Source organism: Polaromonas sp. YR568, assembly GCF_900116715.1.
Taxonomy (GTDB): Bacteria; Pseudomonadota; Gammaproteobacteria; order Burkholderiales; family Burkholderiaceae_C; genus Polaromonas.
The window spans coordinates 241,899-264,505 of sequence record NZ_FPBM01000003.1; the positions used below are offsets into that span (position 1 = coordinate 241,899).

The 22,607-nt window shown below is 63.9% G+C and carries 18 protein-coding genes; 6 read left to right on the top strand and 12 right to left on the bottom strand.

Annotated features, from left to right (window positions below):
* Positions 1–53: 53 nt before the first annotated feature.
* The 4 genes from BM408_RS08595 to apbC form a co-directional block, all read right to left on the bottom strand.
* A complete protein-coding gene (locus BM408_RS08595) occupies positions 54–1,616 on the bottom strand; it encodes a formate dehydrogenase beta subunit (protein WP_092128982.1) in 1,563 nt (520 codons plus the stop codon).
* Positions 1,613–2,083 carry a formate dehydrogenase subunit gamma gene (locus BM408_RS08600; RefSeq protein ID WP_092128984.1) on the bottom strand — a complete coding sequence of 157 codons (471 nt, stop codon included), beginning with the start codon at positions 2,081–2,083 and terminating at the stop codon, positions 1,613–1,615. The genes BM408_RS08595 and BM408_RS08600 overlap by 4 nt, the downstream gene beginning before the upstream one ends.
* 113 nt (positions 2,084–2,196) lie before the next feature.
* Positions 2,197–3,147 carry a LysR substrate-binding domain-containing protein gene (locus BM408_RS08605; RefSeq protein WP_092128986.1) on the bottom strand — a complete coding sequence of 317 codons (951 nt, stop codon included), beginning with the start codon at positions 3,145–3,147 and terminating at the stop codon, positions 2,197–2,199.
* 13 nt (positions 3,148–3,160) lie between these two features.
* Positions 3,161–4,252: an iron-sulfur cluster carrier protein ApbC gene (gene apbC / locus BM408_RS08610; protein WP_092128988.1), complete on the bottom strand. Its 1,092-nt coding sequence runs from the start codon at positions 4,250–4,252 to the stop codon at positions 3,161–3,163.
* A gap of 175 nt (positions 4,253–4,427) precedes the next feature.
* Between apbC and metG the strand changes: the two genes are divergently transcribed.
* Positions 4,428–6,548, top strand: a complete 2,121-nt coding sequence (gene metG / locus BM408_RS08615; RefSeq protein ID WP_092128990.1) for a methionine--tRNA ligase — start codon at positions 4,428–4,430, stop codon at positions 6,546–6,548.
* Between the two features lie 34 nt (positions 6,549–6,582).
* Here metG and BM408_RS08620 read toward each other — a convergent pair whose 3' ends face one another.
* Positions 6,583–8,454, bottom strand: a complete 1,872-nt coding sequence (locus BM408_RS08620; RefSeq protein WP_254774746.1) for a sensor domain-containing diguanylate cyclase — start codon at positions 8,452–8,454, stop codon at positions 6,583–6,585.
* 279 nt (positions 8,455–8,733) lie between these two features.
* On the opposite strand from BM408_RS08620, the gene BM408_RS08625 reads away from it, so the two are divergent.
* Complete coding sequence (locus BM408_RS08625; RefSeq protein ID WP_092128992.1) at positions 8,734–10,404, top strand: SulP family inorganic anion transporter; 1,671 nt, start codon at positions 8,734–8,736, stop codon at positions 10,402–10,404.
* 64 nt (positions 10,405–10,468) lie between these two features.
* Here the strand turns inward: BM408_RS08625 and uraD are convergent, their stop codons facing one another.
* Together uraD and BM408_RS08635 are read right to left on the bottom strand one after the other, a co-directional pair.
* Positions 10,469–10,999 (bottom strand): 2-oxo-4-hydroxy-4-carboxy-5-ureidoimidazoline decarboxylase, encoded by a 531-nt coding sequence (uraD, locus tag BM408_RS08630; protein ID WP_092128994.1) that lies wholly within the window; start codon positions 10,997–10,999, stop codon positions 10,469–10,471.
* A gap of 41 nt (positions 11,000–11,040) precedes the next feature.
* Entirely contained in the window at positions 11,041–12,378 is a 1,338-nt protein-coding gene (locus BM408_RS08635) for an MFS transporter (RefSeq protein ID WP_092128996.1), read from the bottom strand.
* 195 nt (positions 12,379–12,573) lie between these two features.
* Here BM408_RS08635 and BM408_RS08640 point away from each other — a divergent pair, with 195 nt between their 5' ends.
* Positions 12,574–13,506, top strand: a complete 933-nt coding sequence (locus BM408_RS08640) for a LysR family transcriptional regulator (protein WP_092128998.1) — start codon at positions 12,574–12,576, stop codon at positions 13,504–13,506.
* 62 nt (positions 13,507–13,568) lie between these two features.
* Here BM408_RS08640 and bamE read toward each other — a convergent pair whose 3' ends face one another.
* A complete protein-coding gene (gene bamE / locus BM408_RS08645) occupies positions 13,569–14,090 on the bottom strand; it encodes an outer membrane protein assembly factor BamE domain-containing protein (RefSeq protein ID WP_092129000.1) in 522 nt (173 codons plus the stop codon).
* Positions 14,091–14,210: 120 nt separating this feature from the next.
* Here bamE and BM408_RS08650 point away from each other — a divergent pair, with 120 nt between their 5' ends.
* The 3 genes from BM408_RS08650 (at position 14,211) to nadB (ending at position 17,060) form a co-directional block, all read left to right on the top strand.
* Positions 14,211–14,438, top strand: coding sequence for a DUF3460 family protein (locus BM408_RS08650; RefSeq protein WP_092129002.1), 228 nt, complete (start codon positions 14,211–14,213; stop codon positions 14,436–14,438).
* Between the two features lie 108 nt (positions 14,439–14,546).
* On the top strand, positions 14,547–15,428 hold the full coding sequence (locus tag BM408_RS08655) for a segregation and condensation protein A (RefSeq protein ID WP_092129004.1): 882 nt from the start codon (positions 14,547–14,549) through the stop codon (positions 15,426–15,428).
* Positions 15,429–15,446: 18 nt separating this feature from the next.
* Complete coding sequence (nadB, locus tag BM408_RS08660; RefSeq protein ID WP_092129006.1) at positions 15,447–17,060, top strand: L-aspartate oxidase; 1,614 nt, start codon at positions 15,447–15,449, stop codon at positions 17,058–17,060.
* On the opposite strand, the gene BM408_RS08665 is transcribed toward nadB, so the two are convergent.
* The 4 genes from BM408_RS08665 to nadC all read right to left on the bottom strand — a co-directional run bounded on the left by BM408_RS08665 (position 17,057) and on the right by nadC (position 22,546).
* Positions 17,057–18,649, bottom strand: coding sequence for a tetratricopeptide repeat protein (locus tag BM408_RS08665; protein WP_175541734.1), 1,593 nt, complete (start codon positions 18,647–18,649; stop codon positions 17,057–17,059). The two genes, nadB and BM408_RS08665, sit on opposite strands and share 4 nt — an antisense overlap.
* 99 nt (positions 18,650–18,748) lie before the next feature.
* Entirely contained in the window at positions 18,749–20,518 is a 1,770-nt protein-coding gene (pabB, locus tag BM408_RS08670) for an aminodeoxychorismate synthase component I (protein WP_092129010.1), read from the bottom strand.
* Positions 20,519–20,532: 14 nt separating this feature from the next.
* The gene (nadA, locus tag BM408_RS08675) at positions 20,533–21,666 is read right to left on the bottom strand and encodes a quinolinate synthase NadA (protein WP_092129012.1); all 1,134 of its coding nucleotides are present in this window, start codon (positions 21,664–21,666) and stop codon (positions 20,533–20,535) included.
* Between the two features lie 13 nt (positions 21,667–21,679).
* Complete coding sequence (nadC, locus tag BM408_RS08680; RefSeq protein ID WP_092129014.1) at positions 21,680–22,546, bottom strand: carboxylating nicotinate-nucleotide diphosphorylase; 867 nt, start codon at positions 22,544–22,546, stop codon at positions 21,680–21,682.
* Between the last annotated feature and the right edge of the window lie 61 nt (positions 22,547–22,607).

The following is a 22,607-nucleotide window of genomic DNA, read 5'->3' on the forward strand; positions in this document are numbered from 1 at the left end:
AGTCTCCTGTCCGTCTTGTCTGGTCTTGTTGCGGGTGAGGCCGTGATACCGGGTTAAGCGGCCTTGCGGTCCGGCACGGTCATGCCGAAGTCCTGCGGGTAGTGGTCGAGTGCCGAAAGCACCGGGAAAGGCGTCATGCCGCCCATGGCGCACAGCGAGCCGTTCACCATGGTGTCGCAGAGGTCGCGCAGCAGCTTGATCTGCTGCGGGCGCTGCTCGCCCGGGCCGTTGGCGATGCGGTCTATGACTTCCACACCGCGTGTGGAGCCGATGCGGCAGGGCGTGCACTTGCCGCAGGACTCGATCGCGCAAAACTCCATGGCGTAGCGCGCAAGGCTGGCCATGTCGGCCGTGTCGTCATGCACCACGATGCCGCCGTGGCCCACCACCGCGCCCACGGCCGCATAGGCTTCGTAGTCGAGCGGTGTGTCCCACTGCGATTCAGGCACATAGGCGCCCAGCGGGCCACCGACCTGCACCGCCTTGATGGGCCGGCCCGAGGCCGAGCCGCCGCCGTAGTCGTACATCAGCTCGCGCAGGGTGACGCCGAAGGCTTTTTCAACCAGGCCGCCGAACTTGATGTTGCCGGCCAGTTGGATAGGCAGGGTGCCCCTGGAGCGGCCCACGCCGTAGTCTTTGTAAAACGTTGCGCCGCGCGACAGGATGATGGGCACCGAAGCGAAGGTGATGACGTTGTTAATCACGCTCGGCTTGCCGAACAGGCCCTGGATGGCGGGAATCGGCGGCTTGGCACGCACGATGCCGCGTTTGCCTTCCAGGCTTTCCAGCATGGCGGTTTCTTCACCGCACACATAGGCGCCGGCGGCCTTGCGCACATGCAGGTGAAAACTGTGGCCCGAGCCGAGAATGTTGTCGCCCAGGAAGCCGCCCGCTTCGGCCACCTTGATGGCCTCGCGCATGGTTTCCACCGCATGGGGGTATTCAGAGCGGATGTAGACATAACCCTGCGTCGCGCCGGTGGCGACCGCGGCAATCGTCATGCCTTCGATCAGCATGAAGGGGTCACCCTCCATGGTCATGCGGTCGGAGTAAGTGCCCGAGTCGCCCTCGTCAGCATTGCAAACCACATATTTCTGGCTGGCTTTGAGGCCTGCCACGGTTTTCCATTTGATGCCGGCCGGGAATGCCGCGCCGCCCCGCCCGCGCAGGCCGGAGTCCAGCACCTGCTGCACGATCTCTGTGGCCGGAAGCCCCAGGGCATGGCGCAAGCCGGCATAACCTTCATGCGCCTGGTAGTCCGCCAGAGACAGCGGGTCAGTCACGCCCATGCGCGCAAAGGTCAGGCGCTCCTGCCTTTTCAGGTACGGAATCTCTTCGGTCAGGCCCAGCTGCAACACATGCATGCCGCCCACCTGAAAGCCGGCGTCGAAAAGGCCGGCCACGTCTTCCACCTCCACCGGCCCATAGGCAATGCGGCCCGCGCCGGTCTGCACTTCGACCATGGGCTCCAGCCAGAACAAGCCGCGTGAGCCGTTGCGCACCAGTTCAATACCGATACCGCGCTTTGAAGCCTCGGCGGCGATGGCGGCCGCGACCTCGTCAGCGCCCGCGGCCAGTGCGGCGGAGTCGCGGGGAACGTAAATTTTGATGCTCATGCGGCGCTCCCGGCCCGCGCCAGCAGGCGGTCGAATTTTTCGACTCCGACGCGGGCGTGGACTTTTTCGTCCAGCGTCATCGCGGGGGATTGCGCACACAGGCCCAGGCAGTAGACCGGCTCGACCGTGAATGCGCCGTCTTTGGTGGTGCCGTGGCCGTCGCTGCCCAGCTTGCTGCAGGCGTGTGACCAGAGCTCGTCTGAACCCATGGCCTTGCAGCTCTCGGCGCGGCAGATCTGCACCACGTGCCGGCCCGGCGGCTCGGAGCGGAAGTAGTGGTAGTAGGTCACCACGCCATGCACTTCGGCCCTGGACAGGTTCAGGGCTTCGGCAATGGACGGAACGGCGGCGGGCGGGATGTAGCCGAGCGCGTCCTGAATGCCGTGCAGTATCGGCATCAAGGCGCCGGGCAGATGCCTGGTCGACGCAATGACGCGTTCGACGGCCTGGCTTGCAACTTCATTCATCGTGTGGGACCCCTATCTCTATCTATGCACAAAGTATGTGCAAGCGATAAGGTCACGTCCAATTGAATCGGGACACTGCCCCATTCAAGGATTGAATGTATGCAAAGGTTTGCCTAGGTCGAACGACTCTCCGGATGGGCGCTGTAATCGGCCGCATGGCGCAGCCAGGCCGGCTCGGCAGCCAGGGCCATGGCGGCCTCCAGCGTGCGGGAAGGCCGGTCGGTGGCCTGCATCATGAAGCCGACGGGTGTTTCCACGTCGGGTGTCAGGGGCAGGGCTTCGAGTTCACGGTAGCCCTGCACGGCGCAGACCAGGGCGCCGGCCAGCACGCTGCAGACCTCGCCGACGACTACGGTCAAGGCCAGCGTCAGCATGGAGTTGGTCTCCATCACCGGCTCAACTTTTACGCCGGCGGCGGCAAATGCGGCGTCTACCCGCGTACGGCTGTGCATATCGGGGGTGAGCAGGCACAGCGGCAGTTTGGCGGCGTCGGCCCAGGTCATGGGCTTGCCAAAGCGCAACACATCCGGGCTGGGCCTGGCGGCGCGGCGCACCAGGAAATAACGTTCTGTGTACTGCGGCAGCGTGGTCAGCCGTGTGTTGCGCGCGCTCAGCCGCTCGGTATAGCCCAACGCCATGTCCAGCGACAGGTTTTCCAGCCGGGTTTCGATGTCGTGCGAATTCAGGGACAGCACCACCGGCGTGATGCCAGGGTGCCGGGCGTGCAGCATGGCCGCAAAACGCGCGGCAATGGAGACCGCCGTGGGGACGACACCGATGGTCAGGTGCCCGCGCGGGCTCTCTACCGAGCTGTCGAGTTGCTGTTTGAGGATCTCGCGCTCATGCAGCATGCGCCGGGCGCTGGCAAGCACGCGCTCGCCCTCTTCCGTGAAGCCGACGAAACTGCGCCCGCGCACCACGATGGCGGCGCCGAACTCGTCCTCCAGCGCGCGCAGGGCGTTGGACAAGGCGGGCTGGGTGATGTTGCAGGCCTGCGCCGCGCGGCCGAAGTGCTTGTGCTCGTCAAGCGCGGCCAGGTAACGCAGTGAGGCCAGCAGATTCATGGGTTTGAAGACCTCAGGTGTTCTTCGAGATGGTGATGGTCGGGAACTTGGCTGAGAAGTCCTTGGCCTTCGCAGCCACAGTGACGGCCATCTTGCGCGCCACGGCCTTGTAGATGCCGGCGACTTCGCCGTCAGGGTCGGCCACCACGGTGGGGCGGCCGTTGTCGGCCTGCAGGCGGATCTGGATGTCCAGCGGCAGGGCGCCCAGGTAGTCCATCTTGTAGTCTTGCGCCATTTTTTTGCCGCCGCCTTCGCCGAAGATGTGCTCGGCATGGCCGCAGTTGCTGCAGATGTGCACCGCCATGTTTTCCACAATGCCCAGGATGGGCACGCCGACTTTCTCAAACATCTTGATGCCTTTTTTGGCGTCCAGCAGCGCGATGTCTTGCGGCGTGGTGACGATGACGGCGCCCGTCATGGGCACGCGCTGCGACAGCGTGAGCTGGATGTCGCCGGTGCCGGGCGGCATGTCGACGATCAGGTAGTCCAGGTCTTTCCAGTTGGTCTGGCGCAGCAACTGCTCCAGCGCCTGGGTGGCCATGGGGCCGCGCCAGATCATGGCTTCGTCCTGCGCGACCAGGAAACCGATGGACATGACCTGCAGGCCGTAGTTCTCCATCGGCTCCATGTTCTTGCCGTCCACGCTCTCGGGCCGGCCTTCGATGCCCATCATCATGGGCTGGCTGGGGCCGTAGATGTCGGCGTCGAGCAAGCCGACGCTGGCGCCCTCAGCAGCCAGAGCCAGCGCCAGGTTCACGGCGGTGGTGCTTTTGCCGACACCGCCCTTGCCCGAGGCCACGGCGATGATGTTTTTGACGTTGGGCAGCAGCTGCACGCCGCGCTGCACGCTGTGGCTGGCGATCTTGAAGCTGACGTTGACGGAGACATTGCCGACGCCCGGCACAGCCTTGACGGCGGCGATCAGGCTTTTGCGCAGGCCGGCGATCTGGCTTTTGGCGGGGTAGCCCAGCTCGACGTCAAACGAGACGTCGCTGCCGCTGATCTGCAGGTTTTTCAGGGCCTTGGTGCTGACGAAGTCTTTGCCGGTGTTGGGGTCCAGCACGGTTTGCACGGCGTTCAAGACGGCCTGTTGGTCCAGGGACATGGGGGAATACTCCGGTGAATCTCGTTGAATCTGACTGGTGGGGGTTGGCGTGAAGTCTAACGCCGCGCCGCCGGGCCTTGGGGTCATGGGGGCTTGCCGGGGCAGACGCTAGCCCGGGAGACTTAAAATCGCGGGTTACCCGTTCCCAAAGCCCTCAAGGCACAAAAGCACCCCTATGTCCCAGCGCCGCCTGTTTGTCACCACCGCCCTGCCCTATGCCAATGGCAATTTCCATATCGGCCACATCATGGAATACATCCAGGCCGACATCTGGGTGCGGTTTCAGCGCATGCAGGGCCATGCGGTGAACTTTGTGGGCGCCGACGACACCCACGGCGCGCCCATCATGATCGCGGCTGAAAAAGCCGGCAAGACGCCGCAGCAGTTCGTGGCCGACATCGCCGCGGGCCGCAAGCCCTACCTGGACGGCTTTCACATCAGCTTTGACAACTGGCATTCGACCGATGCGCCGGAAAACCACGAGCTGGCCAGGCAGATTTACCGCGACTTGCGCGACAACGCCCAAGGCTCGCTGATTGAGACCAAAACCATAGACCAGTTCTTTGACCCTGAAAAGAACATGTTCCTGCCGGACCGCTTTATCAAAGGCGAGTGCCCGAATTGCCATTCAAAAGACCAGTACGGCGACAACTGCGAAGTCTGCGGCGCGGTGTATGCGCCCACGGACCTGATCAATCCCTATTCGGCCCTGTCGGGCGCCAAGCCCGTGCTGAAAAGCTCGGAGCATTTTTTCTTCAAGCTGTCGGACGAGCGCAGCGTCAAGTTCCTGGAAGACTGGATTGACGGCAACAACGCCAAAGGCAAGCCGCGCCTGCAGCCGGAAGTGGCGAACAAGGTCAAGGAATGGTTTTCCGTGCGGACCAATGCCGACGGCACCCAGAGCGAAGGCCTGGGCGACTGGGACATCAGCCGCGACGCGCCCTACTTCGGCATCGAGATCCCCGATGCGCCGGGCAAATACTTTTATGTGTGGCTGGACGCGCCTGTCGGCTACCTGGCCTCGCTCAAGAACCTGCTGGGCAAACGCGGTGAAGACTACGACGCCTACATGGCCGACCCCGAGCTGGAGCAGATCCACTTCATCGGCAAAGACATCGTGACCTTCCACACGCTGTTCTGGCCGGCGATGCTGCACTTCAGCGGCCGCAAGACGCCGGACCACGTGTTTGTGCACGGCTTCCTCACCGTGAACAACGGCGAGAAGATGAGCAAAAGCCGCGGCACCGGGCTGGACCCGCTCAAGTACCTGAGCCTGGGCATGAACCCCGAATGGCTGCGCTACTACCTGGCCGCCAAGCTCAATGCGCGCAATGAAGACATCGACTTCAATGCGGACGACTTTATGGCGCGGGTCAATAGCGACCTGGTGGGCAAGTACATCAACATCGCCAGCCGCGCCGCGGGTTTTGTCGCCAAACGTTTTAGCGGCAAGCTGGGCGAGGTGTCGGCCGACGGCACGGCGCTGCTGAGCGCACTGCGCGCCGCGAAAGAAACCATTGAGCCGCTGTATGAAGGCCGCGAGCTTGCCAAGGCCCTGCGCGAGACCATGCTGCTGACCGACCGCGTGAATGCCTATGTGGACCAGAACAAACCCTGGGAGCTGGCCAAGCAGCAAGGCATGGACGCGCGCCTGCAGGATGTCTGCACCGTGTGTATCGAGGCCTTCCGCCTGCTCACGATTTATTTGAAGCCGGTGCTGCCGGCCCTGGCGGCGCAGGTGGAAGACTTCCTGAAGGTGGGCCCGCTGACTTTTGCCGACGCCGGCAAAAGCCTGGGCGCCGGCCACGTGATCGGCGACTACAAACACCTGATGCAGCGCGTCGACATCAAACAGCTTGAAGCCTTGTTTGAAGCTCCAGCCCAGGCGGAATCAGCGCAAGCCGCTCCTGAATCAGTAGCGGAGGCCGCCCTGCCCGGCGGCGAGGCGCTGGCGCCCGTCATCACGATTGACGACTTCGCCAAGGTCGATCTGCGCATTGCAAAAATCGTCAATTGCGAAGCAGTGGAAGGCTCAACCAAGCTGCTGCGCCTGACGCTGGATGCCGGCGAAGGCCGCATGCGCAATGTGTTCAGCGGCATTGCCTCGGCCTACAAGCCCGAAGACCTGGTCGGCAAGCTCACGGTGCTGGTGGCCAACCTGGCGCCGCGCAAGATGAAGTTCGGCATCAGCGAAGGCATGGTGCTGGCCGCGAGCCACGGAGATGAAAAAGCGCATCCAGGCATTTATGTGCTGGAGCCTTTGCCGGGTGCAACGCCCGGCATGCGCATTCACTAAGATTCACTAAGAAGGAGCAAAAGCCGCTCGCGGCCTAAACCTCGGCAGACTGCTCCTGGGCGGCGGCCGGTGCGTTGCGCGTATCGGCCCCGCTGGCGCCATTACTGCCATTACTGCCGTTAACGCCGTTGCTCCCCTGCGGGCCACTCACAAAACGCAGTGCAGTGCCCGAGCGGCCGGCCAGCTCGCCCAGCACGGCGCCCAGCGACTGGAGCAGTAGCGTGGCGTCGGCCAGCTGGAAGGGGGCTTCGGCGATCACCACCTTGAGCTGCAGCACGGTGTTGGGCGGCAAGGCCGGGCTTTCAGACAGCCCGCGTGCAATCAGGCGCTGGCCGATGTCGGTGAGTTGCTCGCGCGTGAGGTGCCCCTGCAGCACCAGCACAAAGTCCCCGTCGCGGTGCCGGGCCACGGTGTCGCCCTCTTGCGCCACGCTGGTGATGCAGGCGCCGGCCTGCACCACGGCGCTTTGTGCGGTTTCCATGCCGTAGTCCTGGCGAATCTCGATCGCGTTGCTGAGCCGCACGCGCACCACGGCGCCCGCGCCGGGGTCGCGCACCTGGCGCATCAGCAGGCTGTCCAGGCGCTGCAGCAGCACGCGGTGGTTGCCCACGCCCGTCAAGGGGTCCGCGCGGGTCAGGGCGCCGACCCGGGCCTGGTTGTCGCGCTTTTCGCGGCTGCGCAGGTACAGGGCCACCAGCAGCAGCGGAATCTCCAGCGCCGCGCCAATCTGGGCGCCGTACTGCGTGGCCACGCCCAGCGGCAGCAGGCCCTGCGTGCGCAGGATGGGGAAAATCGAGCCCACCGTCAGGCAGACCATGGCGGCCAGCACCCACGTCCCGACCATGGGGCGGCGCCAGACATACCAGCCGGCCACGCTGAGGTAGACCGCCATGCTGCCCACGTAATAAGGGGTGGCCAGGTTGAAGGAAGACTTGTTGCCAATGAACAGGAAGGCCGTCAGGATGCCCGCGCCTATCAGCGTCATCGCCAGCAGGCCGCGCGTCAGCCAGGGCGCGTCGCGATCCACCACCATTTGCCGTAAAAAAAGGTGCAGCAGCGCGGCGGTGGTCAGCGTCAGGGCAACCGGCGCGCTGTCGTTCCACCACGCGCTGCCGGGCCAGAGAAATTCGCCGCCCAGCCCGGTCAGCGCCAGCTGGCCGGCCGCCACCACCAGCACATAGAAGGCGAAAAATAGGTGGATGCTGTCGCGCCAGGACACGGCGTGCAGCGCGCTCATCATCGCGATCAGCAAAACCAGCCCGATGTACACCCCGAGCAGCAGGTGCGACTCCTTGGACTGTTCGTGAAAGCTCTGCCGGTCGGCCAGTTGCCAGGGCACGCTGATGGGGTAGTTGTGCGTCACCCGCAGGTAGGTAGGCCGGGTTTCACCGGGCTGCAGCAAGAGCTCGAAAGCCGGGGTCAGGTGGCGCACCGGCCACTGGGCCACGGCAAGCTGGTCGCCCGAACGCTCCAGTTGCCACTGGCCGGCGGCGGGGCGGTACAGGTCCACGCTGTCCATATTGGGGTGGGGAACGGTGAGCATGAGCGGTGTGGGCTCGCCGACCGCCGGCAAGGCAAGGCGGTACCAGATCGCGCTGCCGCCGCCCGTGGGCATGATGCGCTGCGGCAGGATGGGCTGGCCTTCACCGGCATCAAATTTGCTGCGCACCTGCTCAAACGTGAGGGAACCCGAAGCATCGACCAGCACGTCGCCTTCGCCCATGACGCCGCGCCCCGGCTTGAAAGAAACGACAGGGGCTGGCGCGGGCGTTGGGGCTGGGAGCTCGACTGGAAGCTCGGCCGGGATTTGCGGAGGCGGGGAAGCTGGTGTTTCCTGCGCCATCGCCATGCCGCAGGCCAGCAGCAAACCCGCCAGGCCGGCAACCAGGAATGACGGGCACCGCAAGAAGACAGCAAGCGAAAAAACAGAAAAGGCAGGCAATCACTTCCCCAGGAAAAGCACGTTTGGCACGGCTGAAAATCGTAACCACAAGGTGCCGAGGCCCACACTGACTAAACCGGCAAAACACCGGAAAAGTATCCCGTCAGTAATGCACCTCAAAAAGTAACTAATTAGACCTAACTCACGTCTTTAATGTAACGAATCATTACAAAACCAACAATGGAAAAAAGTCACGCAAAGGACTCATCACTAGAGGGCGGCCCGCGCCACAATCGAAGTCCCATGCACCTGCCGGCCTACCTCGCACCGTTTCGCCCGCGCCTCTTTTCAGCGCTGGCGGGCTACAGCCGGGAGCGGTTTTTCAAGGATGCGGGGGCAGGCGTCACGGTGGGTATTGTGGCCTTGCCGCTGGCCATGGCTTTTGCGATTGCCTCGGGGCTCAAGCCTGAGGCCGGCATCTGGACGGCCATCATCGCCGGCGCGCTGATCTCGGCGCTGGGCGGCTCGGCGGTGCAGATAGGCGGGCCGGCCGGCGCTTTTATCGTCATCGTCTACGGCATCCTGGAGCGCTACGGCCTGGCCAACCTGCTGATATCGACCGCCTGCGCCGGCGTGCTGCTCTTCCTTCTGGGCTTCTTCAAGATGGGCACGCTGGTGCGTTATGTGCCGGTGAGCATCGTGGTCGGGTTTACCAACGGCATCGCGGTGCTGATCGTGCTGTCGCAAATCAAGGACCTGCTCGGCCTGGTCGTGCCCAAGATGCCGGCGGACTTTTTCTCGCAGATCAAGGTCATCGCCGGCCATGCAGACAGCTTCAACCCTTTTGCGCTGGGGCTGGGCCTGGCCTGCCTGCTGGGCCTGTTTGTCTGGCCCAGGCTGTTTGACACGCAAACCCGCAGCGCGGGCGGCTTCACCACGCGACTGATCCGCATGATGCAGGCGGTCGAGGGCGTGCAGCTCAAGCGGGCCACGCGCATGGCTTCGCGCATGCCGGGGCCCATCGTGGCGCTGGTGACGCTCACGGCCTTCGCCTATTTCCTCAGCCTGCCGGTGGAAACCATAGGCACACGCTTTGGCGGCATCCCCCGGGCGCTGCCGGCGTTTGCGTTGCCTGACTTCTCGTGGGAAACGGTGCGCCTGCTGGTGGCGCCCACCATCACCATCGCGCTGCTGGGCGCAGTCGAGTCGCTGTTGTGCGCCCGTGTGGCCGACCAGATCTCGGGCCTGCCGCGCCACGACCCCAACCAGGAACTGATGGCCCAGGGCGCGGCCAACTTCGTCGTGCCCTTTTTCGGCGGCATGCCGGCCACCGGCACGATTGCCCGCACGGTGACCAATGTGCGTTCGGGCGCGAGCTCGCCGGTCTCGGGCCTGGTGCATGCGCTCACGCTCATCGTCATCGTGCTGGCAGCGGCGCCGCTGGCGGTGCATGTGCCGCTGGCGGCGCTCTCGGGCATCCTGCTGTATGTGGCCTGGAACATGGGCGAATGGCGCGAGTTTGCCAACCTGCGCCAGGCCAGCAGCCACTACCGGCTGATCATGCTGGGCACGTTTTTCCTCACAGTGGTTTTTGACCTGACGGTGGCTCTGCAGGTCGGGCTGATCCTGGCCTGCGTGCTGTTTGTGCGGCGCATGAGCAGCCTGTTCCAGGTGGTGGAGGTCTCGCGCAGCGCCGAGGCAGCGAGCTTTCAGCTGTATGGATCGCTCTTTTTCGGCGCGGTGGCCAAGCTGGACCCCATCCTCAACGTGGTGGAAAGCGCGCCGCAAGGGCTGGTGGTGCGGCTGGATGTGCAGTCGCTGCAGTCGCTGGACACCTCGGGCCTGGACGTGCTGGAGCAGTTGCACAAGGCCATCGTGCTGCGCGGCGGGCGGCTGGTGGTGGCGGGGCTGAACGCCCAGCCGCGGGCCGTCATGGAGCGGACGGGTTTCCTCGTCAAAATCGAGACACTATAAAAACAATAGCTGCCTGCGCCCATACTTATTGGGCAGCAAGCGCTTATTGCTCAAGTCAGGCGGCTTACGCTGCCACCCTGGCCTCAACCCGCAGCCGCGTGATGCAAGCGATTTGCGCCAGTGCTTCCTTGAGCTCGAGCTCGCTGCCTTGCGCCAGCCGGCTGCGCAGCCGCTCGAAGATTTCGGCCTTGCTGTAGCGCCGCACGGCAATGATGAAGGGAAACCCGTGGCGCTCGCGGTAACGGGCATTGAGTTCTCGCAGTTCGCCCATCTCATGCCGGCTCAGGGCGTCCAGCCCGGCGCTGGCCTGTTCGCCAACGGATTCGCGGGTCATGGTGCCGGCCTGCGCCTCCTTGCCGGCAAGTTCGGGGTGGCCGCACAGAAAGGCCAGCTGGGTGCCCCGCGGCGCGCTCTGCACCGCATCCATCATGGCCGCATGCAGGGCGTCCAGGCTGGCAAAGGGCTGCGCCGCCCACGCCGCTTCAGCCACCCAGGGAGAATTCTCGAACGTGCCGGCCAGCGCGGCGGCGAATTCCTCCCTGTCCATGGCGTTGAGGGTGTCGAGGTCCAGCGCGAATGTCGCTGCTTCAGTCATTGGGGGTCTCCGTTTTGGGGGGCTTACCGGGTTCAGCGGGCTTAGCGGGCGCTCGCCCTGGTCTTTTGCATGCGCGGGATGAAGCGCAGGATCAGCAGCGTCGCGCAGATCTCGAACGCCGCCACCACATACAGGCCGGCGGACAGCGAGCCGGTTGAGGTCTTGATAAGGCCCAGCATCCAGGGCGCGCCGAAGCCGGCCAGGTTGGCCACCGAGTTGATCAGCGCCACGCCGCCGGCCGCCGCCGCGCCCGACAGAAAGCGGTTGGGCATTTGCCAGAACACCGGAATGGCGCTCATCGTGCCGACAATGGCCAGCGTCAGCATTGCCAGGGTCAGCAGCGGGCTGGTCTTGAGCACCAGGGCAATCACCAGCAGCGAGGCAGACCCCAGCGCCGCCGCGATGCCGCAGTGGTAACGCGATTCCTGCTGCTTATCGGAATGGAATCCGTTGAGAATCATGCCCGCCGCGCCGCACAGGTAGGCGCCGGCCATGATCCAGCCAACCGCCAGAGGGCTGGTGAAGCCGACTTCCTTGACCAACGTCGGGCCGTAAAAGGTCAGCGAGGAGTTCGCCGCGACGATGCAGAAGTAGATCAGGATCATCAGCCAGATCTTCGAGTCCTTCAGCGAAGCCAGCATGCTGTGCTCACGGTGGCCCAAGGCCCTGGCGTCGCGCTCCAGGTCGGCCTGCACCAGATCGCGTTCATGCTGCGTCAGCCAGCCGGCTTGCCCGGGTTTGTCGGTCAGGTAGAACCAGGTCGCGAAGCCGGCAATCACCGACGGAACGCCTTCCAGCAGAAACACCCACTGCCAGCCCTGCCAGCCGTTGACGCCATTGAGCGAGGTCATGATGAAGCCGGCCAGCGGCCCGCCGATGACACCAGCCAGCGCCGAGGCCGACATGAACATGCCGAAAGCCTTGGCCCGGCGGTCGTTGGGAAACCAGAACGTCAGGTAAAGAATGACACCGGGGTAAAAGCCCGCCTCGAAGACGCCCAGCAGGAAACGCAAAAAGTAAAACATCTCCGGCGTCTTGACGAACATCATCGCGATGCTGGTCAGGCCCCAGCCTATGGTGATGCGCATGAGGGTTTTTTTCGCGCCTATCTTCTGCAGCAGCAGGTTGCTGGGCACCTCAAAAAAGAAGTAGCCGAGGAAGAAGATGCCCGCGCCCAGGCCGTAGACCGCCTCGCTCCATTTCAGATCGTCCAGCATGGTCAGCTTGACGAAACCGATGTTGACGCGGTCTATCCAGGCGAGGATCCACAGCACCATCAAAAACGGGATCAGCCGCAGAAAAATCTTCCTGTAAACATTGTCCAGCTCCGTCTTGGCGGGCGCTTGGGCAAGGGGTAGCGTGGCGCTTGCGGTACTCATGCTTGTCTCCTGTGTCGTTAGGGTAAACCGCAGATCAGTCGGGGGCCTGCGGCTTTCGCTTTGACGCGTCATTGGCGCGCCTTTCGGGGCATCGCCAGTCTAAGAACAAGCGGTGCGCGGCGCGCACGGGGACTGCTATAAGCGACATTGCAGAATCCGAATACTATGTACCCCTGCATATAACAAAACCACGCCATGAGCAGACCCGCCGATCCCGTCGACAGCTACCTGCTGCGCGTGCTGGTGACCCTGGTGACGGAGCGCAATGTCTCGCGTACCGCCATCCGGCTGAACCAGTCGCAGCCGGCGATCAGCATCGCGCTGAAACGGCTGCGCGAGATTTTTGACGACCCCCTGCTGGTGCGGGAAAAAGGCGGCATGGCGCCGACTGACCGGGCGCTGGCGCTGCGTGAGCATGCCCGCCGCGCGCTCGGTGAAATTGATGCGATGCGCGCCGACGCCAATCAGTTCGATCCGGCTTCCAGCACGCAAACCTTTCGTATCGGCTCACCGGATTTCATGGCGGCGCCTTTCCTGGCCGGCGCGGTCGAACGTTTCCGGCAGGAAGCGCCGCGTGCCCGGCTCATGGTGCAGCCGCTGGGCGCCGAGTACGACTATGAACGCGCGCTGGCGCAGGGCGACCTGGACGTGGTCATCGGCAACTGGCCCCAGCCCCCGCAGCAGTTGCACCTGTCGGTGCTGCTTGAGGATGACGTGGTCTGCCTGATGAGCAGCCATGACCGGCGGGCCGCCGCCGGCCTGACGCGCGAGCAGTACCTGGCGGCGCGCCATATCGTGCCCTTGCCGTACTCGCAGTCGCAGCGCGGTGTGGTCGAAACCCATCTCAGCAGCCTGCGCGTGGTGCGCGATGGCTGCGTCGTCGTGCCGTTTTTTGAGATGGCGCCCTACCTGCTGGTCAATACCGACCTGGTGTTCACCACATCGCGCCATTTCGCGACGCATTTTGCGCGCACGCTGCCGCTGACACTCTCCACACCGCCGTTTGATTTTCCGCGCATGCGCTTCTACCAGCTCTGGCATGAGCGCTCACAGCATTCGCCGCCGCACCGCTGGTTCAGAGACTTGCTGTCGCACGCCGCGCGCCGCGTGGCGCAGTCCATCCAGTGAACAGCGCCAAAACCAGCCCAACACGCTGTTTTTAGGCTGATTTCAGGCAGCTTTTGGGCTGTTCAGCGCGTCCCGCCGCTGGGGCTGATGCTTTCTTCGTCCACTGACGCCGTGCCTTTGACCTTCAGGTCGGCGTCAAACACCACCGTGAAGATGCGCGCCGTTGATGGCGGGTTCAGGTAGCGCCAGTCGTAATGGGTTTCCTGCTTGAGCGCATAGGGCGTGACTTTCATCGGCTTGCCCAGCATCTTGCGCACCTGCTCCATGCGCATGCCGGGCAGCACTTTCTCAAAATTCTGCGGCGTCAACACCTGCCTGAGCGCGCTCATCTTGCCGTCGGCGCCTATGGTGATCATGTAATTGACCTGGCCCTGCGGCTGGCGGTTGTATTCGAAGGTGCGGGCGCCGGGGGCGGCCGCTGCGCCCGGCAGGGGCGTTTCGGCCATGTCGGCGGCTTCCCAGATCTTTTCGGGTTCGCCGAAGCGGGCGCGTACATCGGCTTCGGTCGCCACGCCTTCTTCCAGCTCGGCGATGCGCTGCGGGTCGCAACCCACCAGGCCCAGGACAAATGAGAGCAGGCCCATACAGGCAATCGTCCTTATGGAGAAAAGTGGTGAAAAAAGCGGTGCGGAGCTTGGAAACAATGGGCGCAAGGCAGACCCCGGTAAAATCAGCCAACTATACGTTTCAGGCAGTTTAGACCCATGTCCCTCCTCAACTTCTTCCGCCGCTCCGACTACACCTCCGATACGACGCAGTTTATCGACCAGCTCAAGGCCAACAAGCCCACGCTGGAAGCCGAGCAGCGCGCCGGGCGCGCCCTGTTGTGGGACAAAAACCTGAACCGCGCCGAACAGGCCGAATATGGAGAGGCCCGCGTTGCCCAGCAGCCTTACGTGTACGGCACCGCTAGCCACCCCAACGGCAAATAAAGAGCCAAATCGGCCTTCCGCCCAGGCAGGACGCGCGTAAGCAGCTACTCTTTTCATAGCGAGCCGCCTAACACGCCTGCCAAGCTCCTTCGGCCCATTCCTCTTTTCATGTCCCAAACCTCCTTCCCCCCCGCACCCCAGGAACTGCCGCCGGCAGACGGCCAGGAGCTGTCGGCCGTGCTGAGCCCGGACATGCCGGCGGTGATCGACCAGGTCGCGCTGGCGCGCCTGTACGGCGAGCCGCTTTTTGCGATGCCGCACGACCTGTACATCCCGCCGGATGCGCTGCAGGTCTTCCTGGAGGCATTTGAGGGACCGCTGGACTTGCTGCTTTACCTGATCCGCAAGCAGAATTTCAACATCCTCGACATCCCGATGGCGGCGGTCACCCGCCAGTACCTCACCTATGTCGATGAAATCCGCAGCACCAACCTGGAGTTGGCGGCCGAATACCTGCTGATGGCGGCCATGCTGATCGAGATCAAGTCGCGCATGCTGCTGCCGCCGAAAAAGACGGCCGAGGGCCAGGAGCCCGAAGACCCGCGCGCCGAACTGGTGCGCCGCCTGCTCGAGTACGAGCAGATCAAGCTGGCCGCCCACAAGCTCAACGAAGTGCCGCAGTTCGGCCGCGACTTCCTGCGTGCGCAGGTCTACGTAGAGCAATCGCTGCAGCCGCGCTTTCCCGATGTCAACGTGGTCGACCTGCAGGACGCCTGGCGCGACATCGTCAAGCGGGCCCGCCTGGTGCAACACCACGTCATCAGCCGTGAAGAGCTCTCGGTGCGCGAACACATGAGCATCGTGCTGCGCACCCTGCAGGGCCGCAAGTTCCTCGAGTTCGAAGACCTTTTCGACGCCTCGCGCGGCATGCCGGTGCTGGTGGTGACTTTTATCGCGCTGCTGGAGCTCTCGAAAGAAGGCCTGCTGGAAGTGACGCAGGCCGAGGCCTTTGCGCCCATCTACGTGCGCCTCGCGTACACGCCTGCTTAGGCCCACCCCTTCTCCTCCATGACACGCTTGCCGGCCCCGCCGCAGCACGCCTTTGATGTCCTCATCATCGGCAGCGGCCTGGCGGGCCTGACGGCCGCGTTGCTGCTGGCGCCGTGCCGGCGCGTGGCGGTGGTGACCAAACGCGAACTCAACGACGGCTCCAGCGCCTGGGCGCAAGGCGGCATGGCGGCCGTGCTGGCAGAAGGCGACTCGGTGGAGCAGCACGTGAACGACACGCTGATTGCCGGTGCAGGCCTGTGCGATGTGCCCGCCACGCGCGCGGTGGTCGAAGGCGCGCCGGAGGCGATCACCTGGCTGCGCGAACTGGGTGTGGCCTTTTCAGAAGACAGTGATCACCCCGGTGAGCTGCACCTGACGCGCGAGGGCGGCCACAGCCAGCGCCGCATCGTGCACGCAGCCGACGCCACGGGCGCCGCCGTGCAGCGCACCTTGATCGAAAAAGTGCGCAGTACGCCCGGCATCACACTGTTTGAGCACCACATGCTGGTCGACGTGATCACCGACCGGCAGCTCCAACGCGCCGGCAAGCGTTGCCACGGCGCTTACGTACTCGACACCGCCAGCGGCGAGGTGCTGACCTTCAGCGCCGGCCACACGATATTGGCCACCGGCGGCGCGGGCAAGGTCTATCTCTATTCCACCAACCCCGACACCGCCACCGGCGACGGCATCGCCGCCGCCTGGCGCGCCGGTTGCAGCGTGGGCAATATGGAATTCATCCAGTTCCACCCGACCTGCCTCTACCACCCCGATGCCAAATCGTTTTTGATCAGCGAAGCCGTGCGCGGCGAAGGCGGCAAGCTGCTGTTGCCGGCCTCGGTGGGCGGTGGGCGCTTCATGCCCGCGCACGACGCGCGCGCCGAACTCGCGCCGCGCGACGTGGTGGCCCGCGCCATCGACTTCGAGATGAAAAAGCACGGCGTGGACTGCGTCTACCTGGACATCTCCCACCAGAGCCCGGCCTTTTTGCAAGAGCACTTTCCCAACATCCTCAAGCGCTGCGCCGAGCTGGGCATCGACATCACACGCCAGCCCATCCCGGTGGTGCCGGCAGCGCATTACACCTGCGGCGGCGTGATGACCGACCTGGCCGGGCGCACCGATGTGGCGGGCCTGTATGCCATCGGTGAGACCGCCTGCACCGGCCTGCACGGCGCCAACCGCCTGGCCAGCAATTCGCTGGTCGAATGTGTGGTGCTGGCGCGTGCGACGGCCCAGGCCATCGAGGCCGGCGCCCCCGCCGAAACACCGGCCTTGCCCGCCTGGGACGACAGCCAGGTCACCGATGCCGACGAAGCCGTGGTGATCTCGCACAACTGGGATGAGCTGCGCCGCTTTATGTGGAACTACGTGGGCATTGTGCGCACCAACAAACGGCTGGAGCGCGCAGCGCACCGCATCGCCTTGCTGGACGCGGAGATCCAGGAGTTTTATGCCCACTTCCGCGTTACCCGCGATTTGCTGGAGCTGCGCAACCTGGTGCAGGTGGCCGATTTGATCGTGCGCTCAGCGCATGGCCGGCATGAAAGCCGCGGCCTGCATTTCAGCCGCGACTATCCTGAGCTGGCTGCGTCTGCCGTGCCTACTGTGCTGGTGCCGCCTGCGGCCTAAGCCGGCAGTGGTGTTTCGCTTTTTCGCTGGCGCCACAGCATCAGATAGCCAGGCACAGTCTTGCTAACCTCCACGCGGATCTGCACTTCTTTCCTGCGCAGCATCTCGAAGCCGTGATTCGAAGCGATGCGGGTCAAATAGGCCAGGGAATGCGTGTAGCGGCCCGTGGTGTTCAGCCGAAAGTCGCGGGCATCCGGCAAGTCCGATCCATCCTTGCCTTCCTCGTTGGCGACGTCAAGAGACTCCACGGAAAACGCAAACAATCCCCCGGCGCGCAACAGTCTTTGCGCTTCGCCAAACAATCCGTCCAGCCTTCCGACATAGATAAAAACATCGGTGGAGATCACCACGTCATAGCGGGAGGCCGCCTCTTCTTGCATCATGGCAAGCATGTCCATGCGCTCAAGCCGGGAGTAGATGCCCCGCGCCTGGGCCTGCGCGAGCATGTTGCCGGAAAGGTCAACCCCCACCAGCTCTTTGGCATAAGGCGCAATGGCCAGGCCCGACAAGCCCGTGCCGCAACCCAGATCGAGCACAGACCACTGGCCCGCAGCCGGAGCGGACGCTTCACAGACAAGGTCAATCAGCTTTTTCGGCGCGTCATAACGCAGTGTTTGAACCAGATGCGCGTCAAAGGTAGGCGCATATTCGTCAAACAGTTGCTCAACATAGCCAGTGGGAGCACGCTCCGAGTTTTCCCCCGACAGGGCAGCTACCAGATGCGCCACCGGGCTGTCGGGTTGCAACTCGACGACTCGCCGGTAGCTGTTGATTGCCCCTTCTTTATCTCCACGCTCCAGGAGAATATTGCCAAGGAAGCGATGCGCCTCAACATGTTCAGGCTTGAGTTCAATGGCGCGCCGGTAGCATTCGATGGCTTTTTCGCCTTTGCCCGAAGCATTCATGGCGCCGCCTAGCGCGGCGTGGGCATCTGCATTTGTGGCATCTACCGAAATTGCCGTTTCATAACACTCGATGGCTTTTTTAAGGTGGTTCAGACGCCCGTGGGCGTCGCCCATGATCTTGTAAGACATCGACGCGGTAGGCTCCAGCGTCACTGCCTTGCTGTGGCAAATAATGGCGCCCAGAAAATCAGTTTCGTTGAACAGCAGGTTTCCCAGGGAAAAGTGAAATTCCGCCGACCGGGGAAAGGCAAAAATGGCTTTTTTGATGAGCGCCTTGGCATCCTCCAGCTTGCCCGACTGAAGCAAAAGACCAAAGAGATCACGATAGGCAAATTCAAAGTCCGGTTTGAGTTCCAGTGCTTTTGTGAAATGCCGGATGGCGTCAGGCAGGTCATCAAGCGCTTTTGACGCCGTGCCCAGCAAATAGTGAACATCGGCAAGGGCGGGATTTATCGACAAAGCCTGCTCGAGCGCAGGAATGGCCTCGCCGAATTTTTGCTGCTCAAGCAAAGCAAACCCCAGGCCCACATGGGCATCCACAAGGCCCGGATTGATAGCCACCGCTTCGCGGTAACAGGCCGCGGCCTTGTCAAAATCCCCCTGGTTCAGGTGTTGATCGCCCTGCTTTTTAAGCGCAAGGTCAGGGGCAAGGGCGGGCGCGCCCGATCCAAACAAGGTCTTCATTTTTTCCAGCACAACTTGCCTTTCAATCCGGTGTTCACACGAACGTGGCCTATTGTCTCCTTGTCCAGCCACATTTGCACTTGCAAGCCCGGATGAGGCCTAGGCAGGCCCAAAGTCCAGATCAGCAGGTATCCAGCCCCGCAGGCTGTTCACAAAGGCCAGCGCCCGCACGCGCGGCAGGTCTTGCACATGCACCACGGCCTCTTCCCGGATGCGGCCGTCCTGCAAGGCACGGGCGCGCCCCACGCCGGCCAGCAAGCCGCAGCGCAGCGGCGGCGTGACCCAACGGCCATCCAGCAAAAAAGCCACATTGCCGCGCGTGCATTCCGTAAGTTCGCCATCGGCGTTCCAGAGCAGCGTGTCGAATACATCGGGCAGCGTGGGCGTGAAGGCGTCGTAATGGGCACGCCTGGTGGTCTTGCAGCGAACGAATTCGCCATGCGCCTCGTCCAGCGCGCGCTGCGCCAGTTGCAGCCGCACGCGCGCAGGTGAGACCGCAAGCGCATAGGCCTCGGCACGTGCACGCCCCGTTGAATCCAGCAGCAAACGGACCCGCCACGCGCCTTGGGCATGCGCGTCGGCCACCGACTGCAATGCACCCTGCACATGCCGGGCATCCCACGCGTAGCCAAAGTGCTGTGCGGCTTGGGACATGCGCACCAGATGGGCATCGGCATCGCGCAATTCACCGTCCGCGAGTCCCAGAGTTTCCAGCAATTCGAACGGCGCACTGGCGCGCTGCACAAATGCCTGCTTCAGACCCCACTCGCGCCATTCGCCTTCGGCTGTGGCGCCGGAGGTGATCCCGCTGCCGATGCCGCAGCGCGCCGCATTGCCGCGCAGGGTCACCGTGCGGATCGGCACATTGAACGTGGCCGCGCCCCCGGGCCGCACCACACCGATCGCACCGCAGTACACACCGCGTGGGTCAGGCTCCAGCGTATGTATCGCCTGCATGGCGCGCACCTTGGGCGCACCGGTGATGGAGCCGCAAGGAAACAGCGCCGCAAAAACATCGGCCAGGCCGCAACCGGCGCGCGTGCGGGCTTCGACATCCGAGGTCATCTGCCACACCGCGGGCAGGGCCTCGGTGTGAAAGAGGCGCGGCACACGCACGCTGAAAGGCTCTGCAATGCGCGACAGGTCGTTGCGCAGCAGGTCCACAATCATCACGTTTTCGGCGCGCTCTTTGGGTGAGTTGCGCAGGGTTTCGGCTTGCGCCGCATCGTCTTGCGGGTTCGCGCCGCGGGGCGCCGTACCTTTCATGGGGCGTGCCAAAAGCAAGCCTTCACGCCAGTCAAAAAACAGCTCGGGCGACACCGACAGCAATTGTTCATTGCCTGTATCCAGAAAGGCCGCATAACCGCCGGGCTGTGCCCGCTGCAGCGCATGGAACAAAGCCAGGGCCGGGGCGCTGCCCGGCTCCCCTGCCAATACACCCTTCATCTGCGCCGTGAAGTTGGCCTGGTAGTACTCACCGTTCGCAATGGCGCGTTGCAGTTCGGCCAGCGCTGCATCAAACGCCGGGCGCGGCAACACGTCCTGCCACTGCACCTGCGGCGACGGCCCTTCCGCAGGCTGCGGCCAAGGCAAGGGTTTGTCATGCACCGCAAACCAGGCAAGCGGCCCTTCAGCCGGGTGCACGGTGAATGCGGCATCAAAAGCTGGTGCGGCCTCGTAGCGCAGATAACCCACGCACCAGGCACCTTGCCGCGCCGCGGCCTGCACGGCGTCGAGCACAGCGCGCACTTCTCCGAGCCGGTGTGCCGCCAGCACTTCACGCGGCGCACCAAAGGCATGGCGAAGGCGCGGCCCCTCCGCTTGGTGGGGGTCGGTGAAGTCGATGAGGGCTGAAACGGAGCCTGTCACGTCGCAGGCGCCCGTCAGGCGGCGCCTATGTGCGGCACCAGGCCCGTGACCGGCTGGCCCGCCTTCAGGGCCTCGGTGAAGGCCAGCATGCGGTCAATCGGCAAACGGGCGCGCAAGCCAAGCGCGGCATCGACATGGATCTCGTTGGCGCCCGTCTCCAGCACATGCGCCAGCCCTGCCAGCCCGTTCATGGCCATCCAGGGGCAGTGCGCGCAACTCTTGCAGGTGGCACTGTTGCCGGCGGTGGGCGCTTCGATAAACACCTTGCCGGGATTTAACGTGCGCAGCTTGTGCAGCATGCCGTTGTCAGTGGCGACGATGAACTCTTTCGCGTCCATCTCGCGTGCGGCTTTCAAGATGCCGGAGGTAGAGCCCACCGCATCGGCCATCGCCACCACATCGGCGGGCGACTCGGGGTGCACCAGCACGCGCGCGCCGGGGTGTTCTTTTTTCAGCGCCTGAAGTTCAAACGCCTTGAACTCGTCGTGCACGATGCAGGCGCCGTTCCAGAAGACCATGTCGGCGCCAGTCTCGCGCTGGATGTAGCCGCCCAGGTGGCGGTCAGGCGCCCAGAGGATTTTCTGGCCTTGCGCCTTGAGCGCGCGCACGATGTCGAGCGCGCAGCTGGAGGTAACCACCCAGTCGGCGCGTGCCTTCACGGCCGCGCTGGTGTTGGCATAGACCACCACCGTGCGGTCGGGGTGCGCATCGCAGAACGCGCTGAATTCATCCAGCGGGCAGCCCAGGTCCAGCGAGCAGGTCGCGTCCAGGTCGGGCATCAGCACGCGCTTTTCGGGCGAGAGGATTTTGGCCGTCTCGCCCATAAAGCGCACGCCGCAGACGACCACCGTTTTGGCCGCATGGTCGCGGCCAAAGCGTGCCATCTCCAGCGAGTCAGACACCATGCCGCCGGTTTCTTCGGCCAGGTCCTGCAGGTCGGGGTGCACGTAGTAGTGCGACACCATGACCGCGTTGCGCGCCTTGAGCAGCTCACGGATGCGGCTTTTCAGCGCCGCGCGCTCGGCCTGCGTGGGCTCGGCCGGCACACGGGCCCAGGCCTCGTGCGTGCTGCAGACGGTGGCCTCGCCCGCAATCATTGCGAGAGGTTGCTCGTATTCGACGCGGATGGTAGGCATCACGGCATTCATGGCTTAGACCCGCTTATTCAGCGGCATCAAATCGCATCGAAAAATCCACCGCCCGAACATCCTTGGTCAGCGTGCCGATGGAGATGCGGTCCACACCGGTTTCGGCCAGGGTGCGCAAGCCGTCCAGCGTCACGCCGCCGGAGATTTCGAGCACGGCACGGCCGGCGTTGATGCGCACCGCTTCTTTCAGGTCGGGCAGGCTCATGTTGTCCAGCAGCACCATGGTGGCGCCGGCGTCCAGCGCTTCCTTGAGCTCGCCCAGGTTCTCGACCTCGATCTGTACAAAGTCGGCCTGCGAGGCGACCTCTGCCGCGCGCGCCAGCACCTGGCGGATGCCGCCGGCCGCGGCGATATGGTTTTCTTTGATGAGCACGGCATCGTACAAACCCACGCGGTGGTTGGTGCCGCCGCCGGTGACAACGGCGTATTTTTGCGCCAGCCGCAGGCCCGGCAAGGTCTTGCGCGTGTCCACAATCACAGCACGTGTGCCTTTCACGATGTCGACATAGATCGCGGTTTTAGTCGCGACGGCGCTGAGCAGTTGTAAAAAATTCAGCGCCGTGCGTTCGGCCGACAGCAACGCCCGCGCCAGGCCGCGCACCTCAAACACCAATTGGTTGGCTTCGCAGCGTTCGCCATCTTTCACATGCCAGATCAGCTGGGCTCCGGGGTCCAGCTGCCGCATCGTGGCCTCTACCCAGGCGCTGCCGCACAGCACCGCGCTTTCCCGCGCTACCACCTGTGCCCGCGCCTGGCGGTCCGAGGCAATCAGCCCGGCCGTCAGGTCGCCCGCGCCCACGTCTTCCGCCAGCGCGCGCGCCGCATCCGCCTGGGCCAATGTCGCCACGGCCGCGGCAGAGAAATCAAATGACTTTTTCATAAGCAATCTAAGAAAGGAATTGCACGATACCGTGCACTAAACTATTAAATAGAGCCAAAAA

Bases quoted from the DNA above. Each gene is read 5' to 3' on its own strand.
- BM408_RS08595 (WP_092128982.1), bottom strand. From the start codon at position 1,616: ATGAGCATCAAAATTTACGTTCCCCGCGACTCCGCCGCACTGGCCGCG.
- BM408_RS08600 (WP_092128984.1), bottom strand. From the start codon at position 2,083: ATGAATGAAGTTGCAAGCCAGGCCGTCGAACGCGTCATTGCGTCGACC.
- BM408_RS08605 (WP_092128986.1), bottom strand. From the start codon at position 3,147: ATGAATCTGCTGGCCTCACTGCGTTACCTGGCCGCGCTTGACGAGCAC.
- apbC (WP_092128988.1), bottom strand. From the start codon at position 4,252: ATGTCCCTGGACCAACAGGCCGTCTTGAACGCCGTGCAAACCGTGCTG.
- metG (WP_092128990.1), top strand. From the start codon at position 4,428: ATGTCCCAGCGCCGCCTGTTTGTCACCACCGCCCTGCCCTATGCCAAT.
- BM408_RS08625 (WP_092128992.1), top strand. From the start codon at position 8,734: ATGCACCTGCCGGCCTACCTCGCACCGTTTCGCCCGCGCCTCTTTTCA.
- uraD (WP_092128994.1), bottom strand. From the start codon at position 10,999: ATGACTGAAGCAGCGACATTCGCGCTGGACCTCGACACCCTCAACGCC.
- BM408_RS08635 (WP_092128996.1), bottom strand. From the start codon at position 12,378: ATGAGTACCGCAAGCGCCACGCTACCCCTTGCCCAAGCGCCCGCCAAG.
- BM408_RS08640 (WP_092128998.1), top strand. From the start codon at position 12,574: ATGAGCAGACCCGCCGATCCCGTCGACAGCTACCTGCTGCGCGTGCTG.
- bamE (WP_092129000.1), bottom strand. From the start codon at position 14,090: ATGGGCCTGCTCTCATTTGTCCTGGGCCTGGTGGGTTGCGACCCGCAG.
- BM408_RS08650 (WP_092129002.1), top strand. From the start codon at position 14,211: ATGTCCCTCCTCAACTTCTTCCGCCGCTCCGACTACACCTCCGATACG.
- BM408_RS08655 (WP_092129004.1), top strand. From the start codon at position 14,547: ATGTCCCAAACCTCCTTCCCCCCCGCACCCCAGGAACTGCCGCCGGCA.
- nadB (WP_092129006.1), top strand. From the start codon at position 15,447: ATGACACGCTTGCCGGCCCCGCCGCAGCACGCCTTTGATGTCCTCATC.
- BM408_RS08665 (WP_175541734.1), bottom strand. From the start codon at position 18,649: ATGAAGACCTTGTTTGGATCGGGCGCGCCCGCCCTTGCCCCTGACCTT.
- nadA (WP_092129012.1), bottom strand. From the start codon at position 21,666: ATGAATGCCGTGATGCCTACCATCCGCGTCGAATACGAGCAACCTCTC.
- nadC (WP_092129014.1), bottom strand. From the start codon at position 22,546: ATGAAAAAGTCATTTGATTTCTCTGCCGCGGCCGTGGCGACATTGGCC.